The following is a 21194-nucleotide window of genomic DNA, read 5'->3' on the forward strand; positions in this document are numbered from 1 at the left end:
GTATTATGAAGAGATTCATCACGTTTGTTAGTTTACTAATCATTTATTGTAATACATCTTTCTCCCAAACTGGATACCCAACTCCTCCTAAAAAAGCGAATATGCTTTTTTATATCCAACATAGCGAAGGGCATAATACCTATGTCTATGAGGCTAATGTAGCGGCGAAATCCAAATTAAATACCGAGGAACCTGTGCATATCTACCGCATTTTATATGATAAAAATGGAGAAATAAAACCCTTAACTAAAATTCAAGAGAAATTTGCCTACGGTATCCAATCAGAAAGTGTGGGAAATAACGCGTTTGAAATCGCTCTAGTTGCATACAAAGATCAAAAGCTTTACCTGCGCATGAATAAAGCGGGTAAACCCTTTGTGGAAACGACTCTTAACGGCCATAAATTTAATCTACAACGAATTTTCATCAAACAAAAAGACGGGACGTCTGGGTTAAGTACACAAGTTGATTACCTGGTCTTTTATGGTACCGATCAAAAAGGCAATAAGGTTCAGGAGAAATTGATTCCTTAAATCATTATAAACGTATACACTTCCATAGCATTACGGAAGTGTATACGTTTTATTCTTTCTATTGAAATATAAATCTCTTATACGTATTCTTACTATAGAAAGCTAGTTTGACCATTATTTCCTTAGCTTTTTGTTTTTACGCTTTATTCCCTGTTTTCCTTTAATTCGATCTTCTAAGTCTTTGATCGTGGTCAACATTTCACTATCCACATTTTCCAATCGAACCTGTTTTAATACTTTTAAAGCTTTTTTAAACTTTTTAAGTTTTTCTAATAAGAGTACCCTTTTCAATAGAAATAAAGAAGGTGAAACACCTGGAATTGTTAAAGCGAACGCAATTGTTTTTTCTGCCTCTTCAAAAGCATTCGTATCAATCAAAGTCTGTATGTAGGGCTGATAAATTTCCAAAGCGTATAAATTATGGACTAATGCTTCTTGGAAATATTTCTTTGCTTGTTCAAAATCAAACAATTGTTCCGCATGTAGCCTTCCCATAAGGCACAGTGCCATCGTATTTGAATCGTCATAAGATAAGGCGTATGACAAAGATTCTATTGTGTTTTCTAGGTAATATGGATAATTATCCAAAGCCTGTAACACATATTTATTCGTAAAATTCATAAAATATAGTGCATCAATTCTCAAAAAGATCCTTACATAAACGATGTTTATGTAAAACAATAATTAAATAAAAGATCATCCGATATACTTCGAATCACGAGATATATAGACATCATTTATTGCTCGAACATTGTCGAGACCGCAAGAAAATCAAAGAGGGTAACTACGAGAAAATTGTATTCCGAAGAATAGCCCCACGATCCTTCTTTTGGATTGAAGTTGGGTTATTTAATATAGCAAACATATTCTTCTATTTTTTAATTGTGAATACCTAATTGTCGCACAAAGATTTAAAAGAAAATTGAAATTTCAAAATAAATTTTTCAATACATTATTTTGGTTCACGTTTCACGATCAATAACAAATCATTTTCCAATAGCAGATACCCATATTCATAAATAAAATAATAGGTCTGCCCTTTCACATTTGCGAACGTGTGTGTATGGTATTTGATGTCAAATCCTTGTTTCAATAATTTCTCTCTGTTTACTTTCAACATTCCCTCCTCACCTAGAGCTTCCTGTAGCATTCGTCGGTTTTTGCGCAAGGTATGGTTGATCTGTCGAATTAAATTTGTTTGGTCACTATTTTGACGGTTATTATAACTATTCCGACAAGCATCATCACAAAATCGTTTATCCGACCGTCCTCGTATAGGTTGATTGCACTCCAAACAGGCTTTTATTGTATTTTCTAACATAGGTTTTGAATAAAATAAGCGACAACAAACGCTTACAAACATTTATAGTCGACCATAAGCATTTAATAACCGGAAAATATTATGGCAACTTCTCAACTTTGTTTCTGTTCATAGCATGGTTTTATGAACAATTGCCTTGAAGTTAGACATTTTTATAAACATTAAAAAACAAAGTTATGAGTACATTAAGAAACAAAGTACAGTTGATTGGTCATCTAGGAGCCGATCCGATTGTGAAGATGAGTACAAATGGTATCAAAGTATCAACATTGCGACTCGCAACCAAAGATCTATTTAAAAACAAGGCTGGGGAGTGGGTAGATGAAACTCAATGGCATACGCTTGTGATCTGGGGTAATCTCAATAATATGGTAGAGAAATTCTGTAGAAAGGGATTACAGGTTTTAGTCGAAGGAAAACTCACCTACCGTGAATACGAAGATGGGCATGGGCAGAAAAAAAATTCCACAGAAATTAAGGTTGACAATATTATTGTTATGAGTAAAAATACGGATAATAAAAAATCTGTAATTTCTACTCATGAAGAGGTGATAGAAGATCTGCCCTTTTAGAAAATGGAGTGAAGAACAAACTTTTGCACATGAAAAGTTGTTCTTCATTAAAATTCTATCTATCATGAAAAAAACATTCCCATTTACGTTGATCGTGTTAACTTGCCTTTCCTTATCCAGCTGTTCGGTAATTGAAGGTATATTCAAAGCTGGTGTCTGGTCAGGTATCCTGATCGTTGTTGTCGTAGTGGCATTAGTGATATGGCTACTAGCCAAACTTTTTGGTGGTGGAAGTAAAAACTAACATAGATTTTTAAAATATGCCTAGAAAGATTTTTAGGCATATTTTTTATTAAATACCCTTTCATCGAAATGTTTCTTCTCGTTGTTAAATAGATCAATAAAAGCTTGTTAACTCCCCTCTCCCTTTTCTTCATCGTATTATTAATATGCTGTTCATTAATTCTTTAAATTAAAAAATTATGAATATTTTAGTGTATTCTGGATTGCAGAAGTACATGCTGTCATTGAGAAAATAGAGGAGTTCATCTATATGACGGAACAAGGTTCTGTCAGGTTAAGAATACTTAGAACAGGGATTGGAAAATAGATGCTGTTCATGAGGATAAAGCTTTAAAACTAAAAAATGATGCAAAAATTTGAGTATAAAACGATCAAAATTGAACCGACAGGTTTTTGGGGAACAAAAATAGATCAAGATCGAATTGATGAAGTGCTTAATGAACTTGGGAGTCAAGGTTGGGAGCTGGTGTCAGTGCAGGATTTAGAAATAGGTGGAAGTTCTTGGGCATTCCATTATACTTTCAAAAGGGAAATTTAGTATAGCAGTAATTATAAACCTGTTTTACTTTATTTTTTCATCTTGTATTCAACAGTATGACACCTATATTGATGGATTTCGTTGCTATAGGGGTTATGTATTCTTGATGTGAGACATACTCACGTATGTATCAGGTCGTATCCATTGATCGGACAAAAGGTATAAACTTGGATGGGCTATAAGTTTATCAACTCTTTAAAAAAGAAAAAGGCAAGCATGTATGATGCCCGCCTTTTGAATGCTGCTAAATATTATTTATTTAGTTGCAGCACCTGTAATTTGAGTCGCTAATTTTTGAGCGTACTCTGCCCATAATTTAGTATCCTCTGGAGTAAATTTACTTGCAGCAGCTGCTGTCTTAGTAGCCCATTCTTGTTGCTTACTCGCTAGTTCTTGTAATTTAGTCGCATCACCACCTTTAACAGCCGCAACATACTCATTCACAAATTTCGTATAATCATCCGCTAATTGTTGTACTTCTGGAGAGCTGAATTTAGGAACTGTCGTTGTAGAAGTCGTTTCTGTAGTCGTAGTTGTAGCAACGCCACCTTCAGTACTTACAGTAGTCGCTGTATCTTTTACTTCGACTTTTTTACTGTCTGTATTATTACATGAAGCAAACAAAATTACTGCAGCTGCAGCAGATAAAACTAATTTTTTCATAAAATTTATAAGTTTATAATAAATAAAATTACGTTAATTTAAAATAAATATCTAACACTAACGAATTAAATATGTTATTTTTTTCAAAAAAGAAAAGAAAGCATCAAAAAAGCATTTTTAATTCTTAAAATATTTTCATTGTAACAAGAGCATATGTTTCAATCAACATTTCAATTTCGAGAAATAATTTTGTTCATCGGTCTTATCAAATTAATCTACGCGAATGTTAATCCGTTAACATTTAGGATTAATCACTAAATCAAATATTTGAGAAGAATATATGCAATAAAGTAACAGACAACATATTACCAACGTCCTCCTGCTCCTCCACCTCCAGAAGATCCGCCTCCAAAACTTCCTCCACCGGATCCACCGGACGACCCTCCAGATCCACCAGAACTTGAGGATGATCGAACCAATCGCGGGGTGCTATGTGTACCATGAGATATCGTATAATCACAGTATTGACACAGGTCATATTTTTCCTCCAATCCTCCAGCACTATAGCTTGCTTTTGTAATTGTTTTACGAAGATCTGTTTCAAATGTTTTATAATGACATTTAGGACATTCTGTAATCTTGTTATCTTGATCCCAAGGAATTAATTTTGTTTCATTTGTTTTATTATTTATCCAGATTTCATAATCACGACTATTGATTTTTTCCTCCATCAATTGTCCTCGATCCAAAAAGGCATTTATTTTTGTTGTCGTATCATCCCGATTCATTCTCAGCCAATTCCCCGAATCATCAGGCGGTATTAACCGTCCTGCTTGTCGCTTTAGACGTCTACTTGACTTCCCGAAATCTATCCATGCCAATGGACTTAATAACAATGGAACAAAACTCCACATTAAAAATTTCCGCGTTGCGTTTTGGATATTTTCTTCATCTTTATAGGAGTTCGTGACAGCAGTAATACTCGCATTATATTTCATTCCCAAAGTAATCACTCCGAAAACGAGAATAAAATACGGTAAGTTTTTAACCTGATAGACCTCCTTAACATTTTGGAAAACAAATGCGAAAATAAAAATAGTGATAAACATCAGTAAGCCCATGCAACCGAAACCACTCACTAAGGGTGGAAAATACTGACTCTTTTTCGTTATCTTCCCTTTTGTCATGTTGGTCACCACCTCAAGCCAAACGTAAAAGAATATAAAAGCAAAAAGCACCAGTAAAGAGTTCCTCAAATGGGGATTTTTTAAATTCCAAAAAGACATAGTCTCTGGCATCAATCGATCTAGTTCTGCTTGTGCATCTGGTGCTTTTAAGATCTTTTGAATAAATTGAGACGACTCCAAAACTCCACGATCATAATCTTCTTCTCGAAAATTAGGTACTAAAAACTTTTCACCAATACGCTTTAGATAGGCATCGGGTAATATACTTTCCATACCATAGCCCGATATAAATCGATATTCATGTCTATCTTTAGCAATAAAAAGAAGCAAGCCATTATTACTTTCCTTCTTACCAATCCCCCAAGTATTGAATAATTGCAATGCAAAATCAAAATCGCTATCTCCTACATAATCATTGACAATAACGATAGCAAATTCACATTTCGTGATCGAATCAATCTGCCAAGATATCGCATCAAGCTCATTCGTTGCACTTTCAGAAAGAATATGATCTGGGTTTGAGACAAAATAAGGCTGACCTTTTAATTTGGGACTAGGAATATCTTCGACCTTATATTGAGCAAAAGAAACCGAATTTCCAAATACTAAAATAAAAGTAAAAACCGTGTAGATGACTATTTTTAACACTTTATACATGTCTTTAATCTTTTAATGCTAATCGAAAAAAACCTAAACGATCATCTGTTGTATTTCCATAAAAATGATTTCGAAAATAAATTTCATGATCAGAAGTCCAAAACTGATCCTTTATCGTGCACAACACAAAATCCTTACCGCCAAAAGCCATTGGGATCATACCATAGCGTTCAAAGCCATTCTTTGTTTTTCTTTGAAAAAAATACTCGGAACATTCTTGTCCTGGAAACCAGCCATTCAATCGATATTTTCTGTTTGGTGAATACAGGATATATTGTGGATTACCAACACGATCTGCTCCATATTTTCCATTTGACAAATCGATACTAAAATCTGATGTGTGGCCTCCTTCTAGTAATAAAATCTCTTCAGTAGGATAATAGGCAACAAAGTTTGAATCCCATGAATACTGTTGTTGATTTGGATCTAAAACAGCTCCTTTAGTAGGTCGTACTAAGGCGATCATACCTCCTTCTATATTGGAATCAATAATGTTCTTTTCGTCATTCCAGCCTCCAAAAACCACGCTGTTTTTTAATAATTCTTTTACTTTATTAAAATCAGTGATATAGAGTAATGTATCAGCTTTCTTTTGGAATTTATCCTTCTGCTTAAAAAAAAGTATGGAATCTATACGATAGAGAGATAGGGTGTCATTACTAAAAACTAACGAGTCTTTCTTTTCTGACCGCACAATCTGCTCTGTATCGAACTTATTGAATTGCTGTGGTGGGTTCTTCGTTTGATGACAGCCTACAAAAAGGAAAGCACATAGCAGTATGAATAAATATTTAATCTGAAATATGTTATGAAACATCCATGTAGATAATTTAAAAAGTTTATCCATAAAAATGATTAACCATGAATGATAAAAGATTATCCTTTAATCTTTCCCGAAGAAACGGTAAAAATGCCATAATCATCGATCAGCATATCTTCTTTTTTAATATGATTGAAAGTCATAATGCGATCTAGTTCTTTCTGGGAACGTCTACGCATCACCCAGTCCTTTTTTTGATGGCTATTTAAAACAAATGCAATCATTTTTAACTGTGGATGCCATGGTTGTCCTGTGTAAATCAAATGGCTATTTTCTTCTGAAATAGCAACAACTCCTTTTACAGCTTCATTTGTTAATTGATTATCTCCGAATAATTCAAAAATCCCTGAAATAATGGTAATGTTTGGTTCAAAGTCAATGAGTTGATAGGTATTAGGATCAAAACAGTCATAATTTGTAAAACGGATTTGCGTATAGCCTTTTTGTTGAATTACTTTTTCTCCCAAGCTGATATTCGATTGTACAAATTCATTGATTACAATTTCTACATCTGGATATTTTTCTTTGATATCGAATAGGTAATTTCCTGTTCCTCCTGCAATATCTAAAATCTTTACTTTTCTTCCAGACGATTGAATATCCTGAATATTCTTTTCTAATAAGGCTAACAGATGTTGTTTTCGAATTCGGATTCCTCTCCACCCAATTGCTTCCAAATACCCCTTATCGATCACTTTACCTATTCCAAATTTACCTTTTGCTTGATTGTGATAAACATAATCTAAGGATATACCGGAATCAAATCCATATTTTAAACCCAGAGCCATCCCCTCACTTAGGGTTCCTATTTTCCCTAAAGACCATTTCTGAAAAGCAAAATTTAACTTTTCCACTGTTGGCATTACTTTATAATACAGGTTTTCATATTCTTTTACGGAGAACAAATCGGGTTCTAAACTGACATCAGGTGCTTTCAGCTCAAAACATTTGACAACAAAATTTTTGATGTATTGATACACCTGTTGTTTTCCACTTTCGAATAGTATGCCATGGAAGAAATTTGGCAATGTTATAAATTCCTTAACGGTTGATTCTAAGTCAACATAAAACTTCTTCTGTACACTATTCTTGACAACATAGTCTTTTTCTGCAGAAAGGATTAAAGTAGGAAGACTAATCGCCGCAGCATCTTCTACTAGTCTTTTCCCTGCGCTTTGCAAGTCGACTAATAGTCGGCCATTAATTGATTTTGAAATCAACGGATCCTGATCATATGCCTCTTGTTGTGCTTTGTCGTGTGTCAACACTTTTGACTTGACATAGCTTTGGATCACTAGATTTTTTTTCAATTTGGTTGTGAAACCAATAAATTCATTAGCAAAAGGAACATACAGTTTAATTTCAAATGCAGGAGCTAATAAAGCCATACCCGCAATTGTTGGTGCGAAGTCATGTACCCAAGCTGTCACAATAACGCCTGCAATGCTATTTGCAATCACAAAGATATCTTGTTCCTTTACTTGATAGTGTTGATGCAAAAACTTCGAAAACATATCAAGATCTCGTACATTATCCATGAAAACAGGTGAAACTTGTTCTTTGGTATAACCGTGACCACGTAGATCATAAGCAAAGACATTGTACCCCGTAAACTGAGCATCTGTAGCGATATCCTGTAATCGTTCAGAATGTTCATGTCCACGGTGTATAATGATCAATGTTTTTTGATTGGGTTGAAAATTCCATTCTCGATAAAAAATGTCACTTCCATCAAAACTCTTAAAATATCCTGTATTCATCATCTTTTCATTTTAATAAGTCAATTGAAGCGGCATGGAGAATACTATTTTTATTCTTTTCTTGCATCAAGGCAATTGCTTGGTTTAAGTTTAAAGATAATATTTTTTTTAACAAAAGCACTCCCATTAGCGTGCTTCTTGAATATCCCATCGTACAATGTATAATAATCCTTGTTTTTGGATTTCTTTGCTCATAAATGAGCGCAATTTGATTGACGAGATCTTCTAAATCAATTCTTGAAGTCGTTCCTATATCTAACATGGGAAACGCATGATACATACTGTACTGCTTCAGTGTCTTATTCTCCTCCAATTCTGCCGCTAGATCATATACATGATCATGTTTTGATATGTGACAATCGGCTACTTGTTTATTTATTAATCGAGCTGTGATAAATAGTTGAGGCATGATTTCCATCAGTACGTTTTCTTGTTTCTTTCTAAAAAAACGCCATAACAGATAATAGGTAAACTGATAAGGAAAATAGAAGACCTTTTTCCACCAAGTAATATGTCCATTTTTATCTTTTAGAAAATGGTGTTGGTCATATTGATAATGTAGTCCCACGATAAAGAGCATCATGCTTATCCATATTATTCCCAAGCTATACACGATATGCAGATCATAGCATAATGATGCCAATAAACAGGTTATAAAACTAAATAAATAATAAAAGCAGGCGACATATTGATTCCGATATGCGGCAAAGACTTTCTGATAAAAAGTAAAGATAAAAACGATTTGAACAAGTATCAATGCTGTGATTACATCAATGAAATGATGTTGGTAGACTGTCATGGTAGAGATTCCCAATAGGATGAACCAACATCCAAAAAAGAATTTTACGATTCCAGAAAAGCGCTCTTTTAAAACAGACCAAAACAAACAAGCGTAGCCAACATGCAACGAAGGTGCTTGGTTATATGGGGAATCCCAAGTGTTTAAAAAATCAAAAAAATAATGTAAAAGAGAAGAGTTTATACTTGGTTTTGGATAAGAAAACTGCAATGGAATAAGTAAAAAGAAAATACCAGAGATGATCGTTAATATGGCAACACGTTTTATATACTGCATCAACTGCGCTCTGGAAGTACATAAAAAACATACGCAGGAGAAGAATAAACCACTGGACATATAGGGAATGATCATCCAGGGAATGAAAGGGATATGCCGTTCAAAACTAAAAACAAACGAAGGTACTTCTGCTAACGTGGAGGCATAATATGCACTACCATTATAGACGAGTGAAAAGATACATAAACAAAACAGTGTTGCTCTGATTTGCAGTTGTATTGTCAATCGTTTTTCATCCATTTCGCTTTTTTATACATCAAAATATCCAAAACCTTTGCTGGTAAATAAGACAAAAACTGCATCAATATTTTCATTTTCAAAGGGAAAACCACAAGCTCCTTTCGTTTAATAATGGCATCGTCAATGTATGCCGCAGCTTCTTCTTCTGAGATCAAATAAGGTTTCTTTGATAGATCTTGTTTATTGAGATCTCGTAATTTTTGAGTGTCCACATAACCTGGAGCAATGGTTGTGACGGTGATACCAAAAGGTTGCAACGCCTTACGGTAGGTATCTGCAATTTGAATAACTGCTCGTTTTGATTTACTATATAGGCTTGCTTTTCGATAATGCAATGTTCCGGAAACGGAGGCAATCGTTACAATTTGTCCTTGGTTATGCTCTCGCATAACCTCTCGTGCAACTTCAAAACAATTGACAGTTCCTCCGATATTGATGCACAGCATATCGACACTTTCTTCATAATGAATGGCTCTAGCGACATCATCAGCATAGCTTCCTGTTGTATTGATGAAAAGATCTAAGTGATCATATCCTACAAAATCTTGAACGTGATATAGCAATCTATCTTTATCTAAAACATCGCCTTCGTATTTTGTCAAATTAGGGTGTTCTATAACACTTTTTTTCAAATCTCTTCCACAGATAGCGACTATATCGCCTTTGGCTAAATACAAATTGGCCAATGCAGCACCAATTCCAGCTGTACCTCCTGCAATAAAAACTTTCATTTTCTTAAACTGTCTAATGTCCGCTGATAACCATATTGCCACTGTTGCTCTATGTCTTCCTGAAATTTTTCGAAAGAGTCTGGCAGTTGTATACGAATTTCTCCTTTAAACCAATCGATATACTTAGCACAATAATACCCTTTTAATACTTGTGGCGCATCTTGTGTATCAATCCAATACCCCGTATGCTTTGCTTCTACTTCTCGCAATCGTTCATTTCCATTGAATCCCAATACGGCTCTCACTAATGCCTCTTCAACAGATTTGTAGGATTGTTTTCGTTCCAAGAAAACTTCCTTCGCTAAGGACTGTGCCAATTCGATTGGAACCAAATCAATAGCTCCTCCCGCATAATAATCTTGTCGAATCTTTACTGGCGCAACATAGAACATATCCGAAATGGATATTCGCATTGCTTGATGCAACGGTAATGAGCTATCTGTCAAAATTTCCTTTGCAACAGCGCTACGTATATAGTTATCCGATTGTATCTCAATTTCAGCAATAGCGATCTTTTTTTGCGTCTCTTCATCTGTAAACAACACTTTTTGATATAGTTTCCTCTCTCCTCTTTTAAGTGAAATATCTATGGGTTCAAACAACATTTTGGACCCTATAACAATGATCTTAGGGCTGTTATTTTGTTCTTGTTTCAATGTGGGGAGCAATTCTGTCAAGTCTTGCGGCATTTCGACCAAGTAGCGATCGAATACATCTTCTATATAAGGGGCAGATGTTTTATGCAACGTTTTCAGAAAAGAATAATATCCAATTTTAAAAATGCTTTTATGGCCTGTCAATTTGGTTTGAATGACAAAATCGTAAAATTCCTTTGACTTCAAATACGCTTTTTGTTCTTCAATCTCTGAGCAAGCACGGATAACAGCTGCAGCAACAGAACCACCGCAACTTGCGATAATCAAATCAGGTCGCTTTCCCATTTCTACTAAAGCGGCATACATACCTACATACAGTGCAAATCGCGTTCCTCCTCCAGAAAAGACTACTGCGCTATTGAATGTGTCCTGCTCTTTGTCTATCATTTCAATAAAATATATTGTACGATCAAGAAGAAGGCCGGAGCATTGAATGTTAAACTATCCATCCGATCTAATAATCCACCATGTCCAGGAATCAGAGTTCCTGTATCTTTGACATGTGTTTTACGTTTCATATAAGACATGAGCACATCTCCACAGAATCCTAGTACGCCCAGTAATAATCCGATCAACGTAAAAGTTAAGGTATGGTAAAATGGAAATAAAAGGTATCCTAAAAGATTGCTTAACAGCGTTGTCATCAATATTCCTCCTATTAAACCTTCTCTTGTCTTATTGGGGCTAATGCGTGGTACAACGGGTCGCTTACCAAAGAATTTGCCAGAGAGGTATTGGAAAACATCATTAAGCTCTGTAACCACAACAATGAAGATGATTAATTTGAGTCCTAAATAGGACATCGTTGGATATTCAATAGCTCTAATATAGGCTAAATAAGCAAAAGAAATCAATGTAACACATAGACCTATTCCGAGAGAGAGCAGAACCCTAAAAGAAAACTTCCAGACAAAAAATAAAATTATTAATGCGATTAACACCGTAATAATACCATAACGGAGATAAGCAGTATCCGTAATAAAATTAAGGAAGTAACCTTGTAGACACATTAAGATTACCAACAAAGGAAGAAACGATAAATTGGGTTTGATCATCCTAAAAAACTCTCGCATTCCCTGAAAGGAAAGAAGACTGACAAAAACTGTCATGGTTAACGGGTTGATAATACCTAAAGAAAACACAACGAGGATGTAGACCCAACTTCTTACACGAATGGGAACATCAGCAAACTTTTCTTTTCTGTTATCTTTTTCTCCCATATTAGGACAACGATTTTTTTAACCTTATTCCTGTACTGATCGCTAATAGAATATTAATCACAGCGATGATGTAAAGTGAGTAGGTATGTAATGAAATATGACAGAAGGCCAATATCCCGTATAAAGCGACTAACAATGCACGATCACTTTTTCCCATTGGCCCATCATATCTACGTGCTGTACCCACTACTTTCCCTATTAGGCCTGCCATCTCATTGATAATGCTTAATGCTATAAAAATAACAATCAAATACATACTTTCTGGTAGGAACTTAATGAGTGGAAAAAAAACAAATACATCGGATACCACATCTCCTATTTCGTTTAATAGCTCGCCCTTTTTACTCGTTTGATTGTACGTTCTCGCCATCATGCCATCTAATGCATTTAAAGCCATACGCATTAATAATCCGATAGGAAGCGCTAAAAAGAGCCAATCCGAACAATCTGCAAACCAAAACAAAACACCTATTAACAAGGAAAGGATGATAGAAGCGATTGTTATTTGATTCGCTGTGACCCCTCTCTTATAGAAGTAGGTCAATATCGGTGTTAATAATTGCTGAAACTTAGGTTTTAGTTTATATACAGATATCATTTGTTTGTTTTTGTTATCGGTCAAAATAAATAAAAAAACCTATTTTTAAAAATAGGTTTTTTAGTTGAAATAATTTTAAATAGGATTATAATTTATCGTTCTATATCTTTCAAACTGTTCATTTTCTTGTATTCAAGGAATCCTTTGATATCTTCAAAATGTTCCCGAACACGTTTATTTCCAAATTCAAAAACCTTTTGCGCTAATCCATCTAAAAAGTCACGATCGTGAGAAACTAAAATTAATGTTCCATCAAAGTCTTGAAGGGCATCTTTAATAATATCCTTCGTTTTCATATCCAAGTGGTTGGTAGGCTCATCGAGAATCAATACATTGACTGGCTCTAGCAACAACTTAATCATGGCTAAACGTGTTTTCTCTCCACCAGACAACACTTTTACCTTCTTTGTTGTGTCATCTCCACTAAACATGAATGCACCGAGTAGATCTTTTATTTTAACCCTTACATCCCCCACTGCAATTTGATCTATGGTATCAAAAACAGTCAATTCGCCATCCAATAGTGCGGCTTGATTTTGTGCAAAATAACCAATCTTTGCATTATGACCTATTTTCAGCGTTCCTTCATAGTCAATCTCTCCCATGATCGCTTTGATCATGGTTGATTTACCTTCCCCATTCTTACCAACAAAAGCGACTTTTTCACCACGTTCAATAACCATATCTGCTTTTTGAAAAACGACATGGTCATCATATTTCTTTGTTAACTCTTCAACAATGACAGGGTATTGACCTGAACGCGGAGAGGGAGGAAATTTTAATCGCAATGCAGAGGTATCAACCTCATCGATTTCGATGATTTCCAACTTCTCCAACATTTTCACACGTGATTGTACTTGTAATGTTTTTGAATAGGTTCCTCTAAAGCGATCGATAAATTCTTGATTGTCCGCAATAAAACGCTGTTGCTCTTCATAAGCTTTCAATTGATGCAGACGACGATCTTTACGCAATTCTAAGTAATGACTATACTTGGCTTTATAATCATAAATACGTCCCATGGTAACCTCAATCGTTCGATTGGTGATCGTATCCACAAAAGCTCTATCGTGCGAAATAACGATAACTGCTTTCGCGGAATTCAATAAGAAGTCTTCCAGCCATTGGATACTTTCAATATCCATATGGTTTGTTGGTTCATCTAATAAAATTAGATCGGGTTTCTTTAATAATATTTTAGCCAATTCAATACGCATACGCCATCCTCCAGAGAACTCGGAGGTTTGACGTGTAAAATCAGTACGTTCAAAACCTAAACCTTTTAATACTTTTTCTACTTCGGCATCATAATTCACTTCCTCAATGGAATAGAATCTTTCACTCAGCTCGGAGACACGTTCAATCAGGTTCATATAGTCATCCGTTTCGTAATCTGTACGGATATTCAACTGTTCATTCAACTGCTCTAATTCATCGCGCATATGGTAGACTTCTTCAAATGCTTTTGAAGTTTCTTCAAAGACCGTCACATTATCCTGGGTTAACAAATGTTGCGGTAAGTAGGCAATAACTGCATCTTTAGGACCAGACACATTTCCTGTTGTGGGTTTACCAGCTCCTGCAATAATTTTTAATAGTGTCGATTTACCTGCTCCATTTTTTCCCATTAAAGCAATTTTATCATTTTCATTGATTGAAAAGGATACATCGCTAAAGAGAGTCGTTCCCCCAAAGGAAACTGAAATATTATTTACGTTAATCACTTTATATTCGCTTTTTTTTGCGCAAAGATAAGCGAATCAATCTTATAAATATAGAAAGTATCAATTTATAAAAAATGAATAGTCGTATATGGTTACAACAAGAGATTAGAAGTTTTCAGAATTGCATCAGATTCCTTGAAGTTAATTTCAGAGTTAAAGTTCTACAATTGGGTTCTAGCAAAATTAATAAAACAGTAATTTTCATTTTTGTGTATCTTTGCCGCATGCGATTTGATATCATTACAGTACTTCCTAGCTTATTAGAGAGTCCGTTTGCTCATTCTATTTTACAAAGGGCGCAAAAAAAGGGCTTAGCAGAAATTGTTGTCCACAATTTACGAGACTATGCCACGAATAAGCAAAAAAGCGTTGACGATTATCCATACGGAGGGGGCTCAGGTATGGTCATGCAAATAGAACCTTTTGCTGCGTGTATTGAAAAATTAAAAACAGAACGTGCGTATGATGAGATTATCTTTATGACGCCTGATGGCGAAACATTAAATCAAGAAATCGCGAATAATCTGTCAACCAAAGGAAATATGATGATCCTTTGTGGTCATTATAAGGGTATTGATCAGCGCATTAGAGATATCTATGTTACAAAAGAAATTTCTGTTGGCGATTATGTTTTATCAGGAGGTGAACTTCCGGCGGCTATTTTAACCGATGCAATCATTCGATTAATTCCTGGGGTTTTGTCTGATGAAACATCTGCTTTATCGGATTCTTTTCAAGATGGATTGCTTGATGCTCCTATTTATACACGTCCTGCGGACTGGAAAGGCCATAAAGTTCCAGAGGTTTTACTTAGTGGGCATGAAGCTAAAATAGCTGCTTGGCGCGATGAACAGCAACTTCTTCGCACGAAAACAAGAAGACCTGATTTATTAAATGACTAATAAATTTCAGTTTTTATTGATTTTTTATCATAAAAAGTTTGCCTAATCATTTTTTTTTATAAATTTGTGATACAATGTTGACATTTAATACATATACTAGTTGGTGGTGGCCTGAAGCAAAAAGCGTCGGGAACTAACTGTATTGTTAAAATATTTCATAATCAACCAAAACCAATTATGGAAGTTCAAACCCGATGCTAATCAGTATCGGGTTTTTTTATGTTTAAAAATTAAAGAATTAATGATGAAATACACATTTAAAACAAATCTCAAAAAATTACTTGCTGATACCACTACACCGGTCAGCATCTATCTTAGATTGCGTGATGTCTATCCCAATAGTATTCTATTGGAAAGTTCTGATTATCACAGTAGGGACAATAACATCAGCTACATCTGTTGCCAATCTATGGCACATATCAAATTGGATAAAACACAATTAGAAATTGCTTATCCGAATGAAAAAGTTGTTGTCAAGAGTAAGGAACAAATTAATCTGAAAGAAGAAGTCGCAACATTTAGAAAAGCATTCGAAGAAACCCTTTCTCCTGAAAGAAATATCATTTCAAATGGTCTATTTGGTTACTTTACCTTTGATACGATCGAACATTTTGAAGATATAAAATTGACGACTCCAATCGATCCAAGACGAGATATTCCTCATTTGCAATATCATGTATATAAATATGTCATTGCGATTGATCATTTTAGGAATGAGCTTTTTGTATTCGAGCATTTATTAGATGAAGAAGAGTCTCAGTTAGATAAATTACAGTATTTGATACAAAATAAAAACTTTCCAGAATATACTTTTCAGACAACTGGAAAAGAAACCTCTAATCGATCGGATGAAGAACATCGTGAGCTTGTCAAAAAGGTAAAAGAGCATATCCAACGTGGTGATGTTTTCCAAATCGTTCCTTCTCGTGCTTTTTCAACACCATTCTTAGGCGATGAATTTAATGTGTATCGTGCTTTACGCTCCATCAATCCTTCTCCTTATTTATTTTATTTTGATTACGGAAATTTCAAATTGTTTGGCTCTTCACCGGAAGCACAGTTAACGATCAAAAATGGTGAAGCAACTATTTATCCAATTGCGGGAACTTTCAAACGTACCGGAAATATGGAAGAGGATATAAAAATTGCGGAACAGCTAAAAAATGATCCAAAGGAATCTGCGGAACATGTGATGTTGGTAGACTTAGCTCGTAATGATTTAAGTAGACATTGTAACCAAGTCGAAGTAAAATCGTACAAGGAAGCACAATACTATTCGCATGTGATTCACTTAGTTTCCAAAGTGTCTGGTAAACTTAAACCTAATGTCAATCCGTTTGATATCGTTGGAGATACTTATCCTGCAGGAACATTAAGTGGAGCTCCTAAACATATGGCACTTACATTGATTGACCGCTATGAGGGGCAGCAACGTTCATTCTATAGTGGCGCAATTGGGTATATGGGATTCAACGGAGATTTTAATCATGCGATTATGATTCGTTCTTTTTTGAGTAAGCAAAATATGCTCAACTATCAAGCTGGTGGTGGTATTGTGCTAGACTCGGATCCAGAAATGGAACTACAAGAAGTAAATAATAAAATAGCTGCTTTGAGAAAAGCATTAGAACTGGCTGAAACATTATGATGATAAGACCATTGGAGTTTTGTGAAAATAGTTCACACCTTCGTAGCTCAGTAGATTGTATTGATTATCGAATCTTAGAGCTCATCGCATTACGCGCACAATATGTAGATAAATTAAATCAAGCTGAATTTTCATTAGAAAATATAGTAGAAGAATATCAGGAAACTGTTATGTTTACAGATCGTAAAGAATGGCCAAAGACTTTCAAAATTGAAAAGAATATTGTGGAATCTACATTCCAATCTATTATCCATCATTTTACAAACAAAGAAATAGAAGTATCTCATGAGCAATAGTAAAATATTAGTAATCGACAACTACGATTCTTTCACGTATAATTTAGTACATCTGTTACAGGAGTGTGATCAAGAGTATACGGTTTGGAGAAATGATAAATTCCAATTGAAGGATGTTGCTGCTTTTGATAAAATCTTATTATCACCAGGTCCTGGTATTCCTGAAGAAGCAGGTTTGTTGTTGGATGTGATCCGCAAATATGCAGAGACAAAAAGTATCTTGGGGATCTGTCTGGGACAACAGGCTATCGCGGAGGTTTTTGGCGGGAAATTATTTAATATGCCAAGACCGCTACATGGTGTAGCAACGGATTTAGTTATTACAGATCCTTCTGAAAAGCTATTTGAAGGGTACAGCAATCATAGTAAAATTGCTCGCTACCATTCTTGGGCGGTAGAAGCAGCGTCACTTCCTGACACATTAAAAGTGACTGCCACAGATGAGAATGGTGTCATTATGGCATTATCTCACAAGACATTCGATGTTAAAGGTCTGCAGTTTCATCCAGAATCTGTATTGACCGAAAATGGTAAAAAACTGATCGAGAACTGGTTAAAAAATTAGAAATGACAATTTTAGATAAAATAGTTGACCGAAAGAAAGTAGAAGTTGCGGAAGCGAAATCAAAAGTATCTTTTGAAGATTTAAGTCAATATCCTCTTTTTAACAGAACGTGTTATTCTTTAAGAGAGACTATTCTGGATCCTAATAAGACGGGTATCATCTCTGAATATAAGCGTGCATCTCCTTCAAAAGGATTAATCAATGGGACAAATTCTGTGGCAGAAGTTGTGAAAGGTTATCAAGATGCAGGAGCATCAGCGATTTCTGTCTTGACAGATACCGATTTCTTCCAAGGAAGTTTAGCTGATTTGACTGCAGCAAGAGCAGTATTGACCATTCCGCTCTTACGAAAAGAGTTTATCATTGATAAGTATCAAATCGCCGAAGCGAAAGCTTACGGTGCTGATATTATTTTACTTATTGCAGCATGTTTAACGACAGAAGAGTTAAAGGATCTTGCCACGTATGCGAAATCATTAGGATTAAATGTTTTACTTGAAATCCATAATGAAGAAGAGCTGAACCGCAGTCTTCTGGACACAATTGATGCCATAGGAGTCAACAACCGTAATTTGAAAGACTTTGTCGTTTCTTTGCATCATTCTTATGATTTGGTCAATAAGATCCCGGATAAATATATCAAAGTATCTGAATCAGGAATTTCGAATCCAGACACTATTCGTGAACTAAAAAAAGCAGGGTATCAGTCATTTTTAATTGGTGAAAACTTTATGAAGACCTCTAATCCAGCAAAAGCTTTATCAGATTTTGTAAAAGAAATATAAAACTTATTTAAAACGAATCTAAATAATCTTATATTTGTAAGCATACATTGCCTATCAAAGACAGGATAACATCATTTTGGAATCGGGAATTTTCATCATCAATACTAAAAGTTTTGAGCAAATATATCTTCAATATTGGGAAGGTATGTTTGCTTTCTGTTTGAAAAATATTCAAGATGAAGATCTCGCAAAAGAAATTATCCAAGAAGTATTCAAATCACTTTGGGAGAGACGGGACACCCTTCATTTAAAAGAGGTTGAGCGATACTTGATTCGATCGGTTAAACTCAAAACGTTTGAATATATTCGAAATAAGGTTTCTCGTCAACAACATATTGAAAACTTTACCAGTGAGCGTGAAACTCATTATACAGAAGATCCTTTAGTTGCAGAGGAGTTATCGCAAAAGATTTCAAGATTGATAAATGACTTACCTAAACAATGTAAGAACGTATTTCAGATGAGTAGAAATCAGGGTCTTACAAATAAAGAAATTGCGCATAAATTATATATTTCTGAAAGAGCTGTAGAATATCATATATCTAAAGCCTTAAAGGCTTTAAAAACTGAACTCACGGATTATATCTGTTAAATTTGTATATTGAAAAAGAAATCCTGTACTTTTGTTTAGCAATATATAATAATGCAAGTTGATCATAAACTGATAGAAAAATATCATCTGAACCAATGTACCCCAGAAGAAAAGATTCTTGTGGAAGAATGGCTTTTAGATGATACCTTGAGTTTGTCCTCACTTACAATGCCCGCTCGGGATAAAGATCAACTACAGCTAAAAATATGGGAAGAGCTGAGTACACATATAAACAAACCTTTACCTGAAACTAAAGCTCCTACTAAGAAATTCTCCTTTAAGTATATCAGTATTGCGGCTTCTCTACTTATAATCTTAGGATTTAGTATATATCGATTTACTGTAAGCAAAGAAGATACCTACGCTTTATTTGATAATAGCGCTAATGCTAACCTGAAATATATTGAGAAAAATAGTTATGAACTTATTCTAGGAAAACATGCTTCCGCACGGATCAACATGGATACGGGAGAGTTTTATACGGTAGGAAATATGATGTTGACTCCTAAAAAAGATTTCACTTACACTTTTCCTGGAAGCTCTACCAAAAAAGAATTAAAAAATGGAGAAATATACTTCATTTTGGATGCTAAAAATACAGGTAAGCAAGTCATACTTTCTAAATCTGAACTTACTTTTTTAGCTCCAACCATACAACATCAACTTAAACGCCAATTTAATATCATTTAGTGCGACGCTTATTTATACAAGTTTTCATGCGATTAAACCGTATTTCTAAATTTGCTTGTCTGCTATTAGTCGTTTTCATGATCGGTTGTATAGGGCACGATGAGAGCATCAATATTAAGGATAAGTATAGCCTATTCATCATGAATAAAAACTTAGGCAATACCATCATTACGACCAATTCCATTGATTCAGGAAACATTGCTATCATACAACAAGGTGTAGATTTACCGACGCAACAATTCGATCGTAGTATTATTATTAAAGACGGTCATTTTTATCATATTAACGAAAACAAATTTAAAAAATTTGAACTCCAACAGACTGGTTTAAAAGAAATAGCTAGCATTCCTATGTTGGATCAGCATATTGAAAATATAAACTGGATCTCGAAGGATACTGTATTGTTATTTACCATAGATAATAAGAGTTACAGCAAATTGACCTATTATAAAATTGCCGTTAACGATTTCACAGTCCTACAACAGCAGGAAATTCAGCTTCCGCTTACACATACTGATTATAAGATTCTCTCCATTGGTTTCAGTACGCTACAGCATGATCGTCTCATCGTCGGTTATACTTTTAATCGGGTTATTAATGAAACTGATTTCACGACGATAGATACTATGTATATGGCAACACTGGATCCGCAGACCTTGCAATTACAACATATTCAAAAAGATACTCGGTCTACTTATCCTGGAGGGATCAATACGGTTCAATCCTATAGTTTTAAAGATGAAAAGGGAAACTTCTATTTCATGAGTTGTCCTGGAATTGCACTTGGAAATAATCTGACTAAGCCAACAGCCATCTTTAAGATCAATCAAAATAGCACTGAAATTGATCCTAGTTACTTTTTCAATCTGACGGCACAAACTCAGAATCATGCTTATGGCATGTGGTACTTAGGAAACAATGAAGCTATTGTTCGTAGTGAACGCAAGGATCGATATACTGATTTTAGCGATCATCATTCTACCTACCAGTTCGAGTATTATTTGGTTGATCTTATTAAACAAACAACTCACAAATTAGCCCTTCCCTACGATAAGGGAACGCGTAAAGAATCCGTTCTGGTAAAAAATGGAAAGGCTTATATCACGATTGATGACGCAGAAGACCAGCATCAAGTTTGGATATATAATATCCAAACGAAAAGAATTGATACAGGTTTAAAACTAGACAAAGAGACCGATTTCATCGTTCGCATCGACCAATTGTATTAATTTTTCAAA

24 protein-coding genes are annotated in these 21194 nt (G+C 34.8%); 12 read left to right on the forward strand and 12 right to left on the reverse strand.

Features of this window, described 5'->3' with window-relative positions:
* The first annotated feature begins 5 nt into the window (after positions 1–5).
* On the forward strand, positions 6–533 hold the full coding sequence (locus LZQ00_RS14600; RefSeq protein WP_234510000.1) for a DUF4833 domain-containing protein: 528 nt from the start codon (positions 6–8) through the stop codon (positions 531–533).
* Between the two features lie 114 nt (positions 534–647).
* Here the strand turns inward: LZQ00_RS14600 and LZQ00_RS14605 are convergent, their stop codons facing one another.
* Together LZQ00_RS14605 and LZQ00_RS14610 are read right to left on the reverse strand one after the other, a co-directional pair.
* Positions 648–1154 carry a hypothetical protein gene (locus tag LZQ00_RS14605; RefSeq protein ID WP_234510001.1) on the reverse strand — a complete coding sequence of 169 codons (507 nt, stop codon included), beginning with the start codon at positions 1152–1154 and terminating at the stop codon, positions 648–650.
* A 331-nt stretch (positions 1155–1485) separates the two neighbouring features.
* Positions 1486–1854, reverse strand: a complete 369-nt coding sequence (locus LZQ00_RS14610) for a hypothetical protein (RefSeq protein ID WP_234510002.1) — start codon at positions 1852–1854, stop codon at positions 1486–1488.
* A 176-nt stretch (positions 1855–2030) separates the two neighbouring features.
* Between LZQ00_RS14610 and LZQ00_RS14615 the strand changes: the two genes are divergently transcribed.
* The 3 genes from LZQ00_RS14615 to LZQ00_RS14625 all read left to right on the forward strand — a co-directional run bounded on the left by LZQ00_RS14615 (position 2031) and on the right by LZQ00_RS14625 (position 3207).
* Positions 2031–2426, forward strand: a complete 396-nt coding sequence (locus LZQ00_RS14615; protein WP_234510003.1) for a single-stranded DNA-binding protein — start codon at positions 2031–2033, stop codon at positions 2424–2426.
* A 64-nt stretch (positions 2427–2490) separates the two neighbouring features.
* On the forward strand, positions 2491–2670 hold the full coding sequence (locus LZQ00_RS14620; RefSeq protein ID WP_234510004.1) for a hypothetical protein: 180 nt from the start codon (positions 2491–2493) through the stop codon (positions 2668–2670).
* A 342-nt stretch (positions 2671–3012) separates the two neighbouring features.
* Complete coding sequence (locus tag LZQ00_RS14625) at positions 3013–3207, forward strand: DUF4177 domain-containing protein (protein ID WP_234510005.1); 195 nt, start codon at positions 3013–3015, stop codon at positions 3205–3207.
* 255 nt (positions 3208–3462) lie between these two features.
* Here the strand turns inward: LZQ00_RS14625 and LZQ00_RS14630 are convergent, their stop codons facing one another.
* From LZQ00_RS14630 to LZQ00_RS14675, 10 genes are all read right to left on the reverse strand, one after another.
* The gene (locus tag LZQ00_RS14630) at positions 3463–3870 is read right to left on the reverse strand and encodes a hypothetical protein (protein WP_234510006.1); all 408 of its coding nucleotides are present in this window, start codon (positions 3868–3870) and stop codon (positions 3463–3465) included.
* Between the two features lie 305 nt (positions 3871–4175).
* Positions 4176–5654 (reverse strand): TPM domain-containing protein, encoded by a 1479-nt coding sequence (locus tag LZQ00_RS14635; RefSeq protein WP_234510007.1) that lies wholly within the window; start codon positions 5652–5654, stop codon positions 4176–4178.
* 4 nt (positions 5655–5658) lie between these two features.
* Entirely contained in the window at positions 5659–6471 is an 813-nt protein-coding gene (locus LZQ00_RS14640; RefSeq protein WP_234510008.1) for a hypothetical protein, read from the reverse strand.
* A gap of 59 nt (positions 6472–6530) precedes the next feature.
* Complete coding sequence (locus LZQ00_RS14645; protein ID WP_234510009.1) at positions 6531–8237, reverse strand: bifunctional alpha/beta hydrolase/class I SAM-dependent methyltransferase; 1707 nt, start codon at positions 8235–8237, stop codon at positions 6531–6533.
* Positions 8238–8241: 4 nt separating this feature from the next.
* Positions 8242–9549, reverse strand: a complete 1308-nt coding sequence (locus LZQ00_RS14650; RefSeq protein WP_234510010.1) for a hypothetical protein — start codon at positions 9547–9549, stop codon at positions 8242–8244.
* A complete protein-coding gene (locus tag LZQ00_RS14655; protein WP_234510011.1) occupies positions 9531–10280 on the reverse strand; it encodes an SDR family NAD(P)-dependent oxidoreductase in 750 nt (249 codons plus the stop codon). The genes LZQ00_RS14650 and LZQ00_RS14655 overlap by 19 nt, the downstream gene beginning before the upstream one ends.
* Positions 10277–11323, reverse strand: a complete 1047-nt coding sequence (locus tag LZQ00_RS14660; RefSeq protein WP_234510012.1) for a patatin-like phospholipase family protein — start codon at positions 11321–11323, stop codon at positions 10277–10279. The genes LZQ00_RS14655 and LZQ00_RS14660 overlap by 4 nt, the downstream gene beginning before the upstream one ends.
* Positions 11320–12156, reverse strand: a complete 837-nt coding sequence (locus LZQ00_RS14665) for a phosphatidate cytidylyltransferase (protein WP_234510013.1) — start codon at positions 12154–12156, stop codon at positions 11320–11322. The genes LZQ00_RS14660 and LZQ00_RS14665 overlap by 4 nt, the downstream gene beginning before the upstream one ends.
* Position 12157: 1 nt before the next feature.
* Positions 12158–12754: a CDP-alcohol phosphatidyltransferase family protein gene (locus LZQ00_RS14670; protein ID WP_234510014.1), complete on the reverse strand. Its 597-nt coding sequence runs from the start codon at positions 12752–12754 to the stop codon at positions 12158–12160.
* Positions 12755–12846: 92 nt separating this feature from the next.
* On the reverse strand, positions 12847–14478 hold the full coding sequence (locus LZQ00_RS14675) for an ABC-F family ATP-binding cassette domain-containing protein (protein WP_234510015.1): 1632 nt from the start codon (positions 14476–14478) through the stop codon (positions 12847–12849).
* Between the two features lie 224 nt (positions 14479–14702).
* Between LZQ00_RS14675 and trmD the strand changes: the two genes are divergently transcribed.
* The 8 genes from trmD to LZQ00_RS14715 all read left to right on the forward strand — a co-directional run bounded on the left by trmD (position 14703) and on the right by LZQ00_RS14715 (position 21185).
* Positions 14703–15380, forward strand: a complete 678-nt coding sequence (trmD, locus tag LZQ00_RS14680) for a tRNA (guanosine(37)-N1)-methyltransferase TrmD (RefSeq protein WP_234510016.1) — start codon at positions 14703–14705, stop codon at positions 15378–15380.
* 244 nt (positions 15381–15624) lie between these two features.
* Positions 15625–17028: an anthranilate synthase component I family protein gene (locus LZQ00_RS14685; protein WP_234514817.1), complete on the forward strand. Its 1404-nt coding sequence runs from the start codon at positions 15625–15627 to the stop codon at positions 17026–17028.
* Positions 17025–17324 carry a chorismate mutase gene (locus LZQ00_RS14690; protein ID WP_234510017.1) on the forward strand — a complete coding sequence of 100 codons (300 nt, stop codon included), beginning with the start codon at positions 17025–17027 and terminating at the stop codon, positions 17322–17324. Before LZQ00_RS14685 ends, LZQ00_RS14690 begins: the two co-directional genes overlap by 4 nt.
* Positions 17314–17889 (forward strand): anthranilate synthase component II, encoded by a 576-nt coding sequence (locus tag LZQ00_RS14695; protein ID WP_234510018.1) that lies wholly within the window; start codon positions 17314–17316, stop codon positions 17887–17889. Before LZQ00_RS14690 ends, LZQ00_RS14695 begins: the two co-directional genes overlap by 11 nt.
* Before the next feature lie 2 nt (positions 17890–17891).
* Complete coding sequence (trpC, locus tag LZQ00_RS14700; RefSeq protein WP_234510019.1) at positions 17892–18674, forward strand: indole-3-glycerol phosphate synthase TrpC; 783 nt, start codon at positions 17892–17894, stop codon at positions 18672–18674.
* Between the two features lie 76 nt (positions 18675–18750).
* Entirely contained in the window at positions 18751–19266 is a 516-nt protein-coding gene (locus LZQ00_RS14705) for an RNA polymerase sigma-70 factor (RefSeq protein ID WP_234510020.1), read from the forward strand.
* A 51-nt stretch (positions 19267–19317) separates the two neighbouring features.
* On the forward strand, positions 19318–19956 hold the full coding sequence (locus LZQ00_RS14710) for a hypothetical protein (RefSeq protein ID WP_234510021.1): 639 nt from the start codon (positions 19318–19320) through the stop codon (positions 19954–19956).
* 26 nt (positions 19957–19982) lie between these two features.
* On the forward strand, positions 19983–21185 hold the full coding sequence (locus LZQ00_RS14715) for a DUF4374 domain-containing protein (protein WP_234510022.1): 1203 nt from the start codon (positions 19983–19985) through the stop codon (positions 21183–21185).
* Positions 21186–21194: the final 9 nt, after the last annotated feature.

Origin of the sequence: Sphingobacterium sp. SRCM116780 (genome assembly GCF_021442025.1) — a bacterium.
Lineage (GTDB): Bacteria > Bacteroidota > Bacteroidia > Sphingobacteriales > Sphingobacteriaceae > Sphingobacterium.

Bases quoted from the DNA above. Each gene is read 5' to 3' on its own strand.
- LZQ00_RS14670 (WP_234510014.1), bottom strand. From the start codon at position 12,754: ATGATATCTGTATATAAACTAAAACCTAAGTTTCAGCAATTATTAACA.
- LZQ00_RS14650 (WP_234510010.1), bottom strand. From the start codon at position 9,549: ATGGATGAAAAACGATTGACAATACAACTGCAAATCAGAGCAACACTG.
- LZQ00_RS14655 (WP_234510011.1), bottom strand. From the start codon at position 10,280: ATGAAAGTTTTTATTGCAGGAGGTACAGCTGGAATTGGTGCTGCATTG.
- LZQ00_RS14695 (WP_234510018.1), top strand. From the start codon at position 17,314: ATGAGCAATAGTAAAATATTAGTAATCGACAACTACGATTCTTTCACG.
- LZQ00_RS14685 (WP_234514817.1), top strand. From the start codon at position 15,625: ATGAAATACACATTTAAAACAAATCTCAAAAAATTACTTGCTGATACC.
- LZQ00_RS14605 (WP_234510001.1), bottom strand. From the start codon at position 1,154: ATGAATTTTACGAATAAATATGTGTTACAGGCTTTGGATAATTATCCA.
- LZQ00_RS14640 (WP_234510008.1), bottom strand. From the start codon at position 6,471: ATGTTTCATAACATATTTCAGATTAAATATTTATTCATACTGCTATGT.
- LZQ00_RS14635 (WP_234510007.1), bottom strand. From the start codon at position 5,654: ATGTATAAAGTGTTAAAAATAGTCATCTACACGGTTTTTACTTTTATT.
- LZQ00_RS14665 (WP_234510013.1), bottom strand. From the start codon at position 12,156: ATGGGAGAAAAAGATAACAGAAAAGAAAAGTTTGCTGATGTTCCCATT.
- LZQ00_RS14610 (WP_234510002.1), bottom strand. From the start codon at position 1,854: ATGTTAGAAAATACAATAAAAGCCTGTTTGGAGTGCAATCAACCTATA.
- trmD (WP_234510016.1), top strand. From the start codon at position 14,703: ATGCGATTTGATATCATTACAGTACTTCCTAGCTTATTAGAGAGTCCG.
- LZQ00_RS14715 (WP_234510022.1), top strand. From the start codon at position 19,983: ATGCGATTAAACCGTATTTCTAAATTTGCTTGTCTGCTATTAGTCGTT.
- LZQ00_RS14625 (WP_234510005.1), top strand. From the start codon at position 3,013: ATGATGCAAAAATTTGAGTATAAAACGATCAAAATTGAACCGACAGGT.
- trpC (WP_234510019.1), top strand. From the start codon at position 17,892: ATGACAATTTTAGATAAAATAGTTGACCGAAAGAAAGTAGAAGTTGCG.
- LZQ00_RS14615 (WP_234510003.1), top strand. From the start codon at position 2,031: ATGAGTACATTAAGAAACAAAGTACAGTTGATTGGTCATCTAGGAGCC.
- LZQ00_RS14620 (WP_234510004.1), top strand. From the start codon at position 2,491: ATGAAAAAAACATTCCCATTTACGTTGATCGTGTTAACTTGCCTTTCC.
- LZQ00_RS14630 (WP_234510006.1), bottom strand. From the start codon at position 3,870: ATGAAAAAATTAGTTTTATCTGCTGCAGCTGCAGTAATTTTGTTTGCT.
- LZQ00_RS14645 (WP_234510009.1), bottom strand. From the start codon at position 8,237: ATGATGAATACAGGATATTTTAAGAGTTTTGATGGAAGTGACATTTTT.
- LZQ00_RS14710 (WP_234510021.1), top strand. From the start codon at position 19,318: ATGCAAGTTGATCATAAACTGATAGAAAAATATCATCTGAACCAATGT.
- LZQ00_RS14660 (WP_234510012.1), bottom strand. From the start codon at position 11,323: ATGATAGACAAAGAGCAGGACACATTCAATAGCGCAGTAGTCTTTTCT.
- LZQ00_RS14690 (WP_234510017.1), top strand. From the start codon at position 17,025: ATGATGATAAGACCATTGGAGTTTTGTGAAAATAGTTCACACCTTCGT.
- LZQ00_RS14600 (WP_234510000.1), top strand. From the start codon at position 6: ATGAAGAGATTCATCACGTTTGTTAGTTTACTAATCATTTATTGTAAT.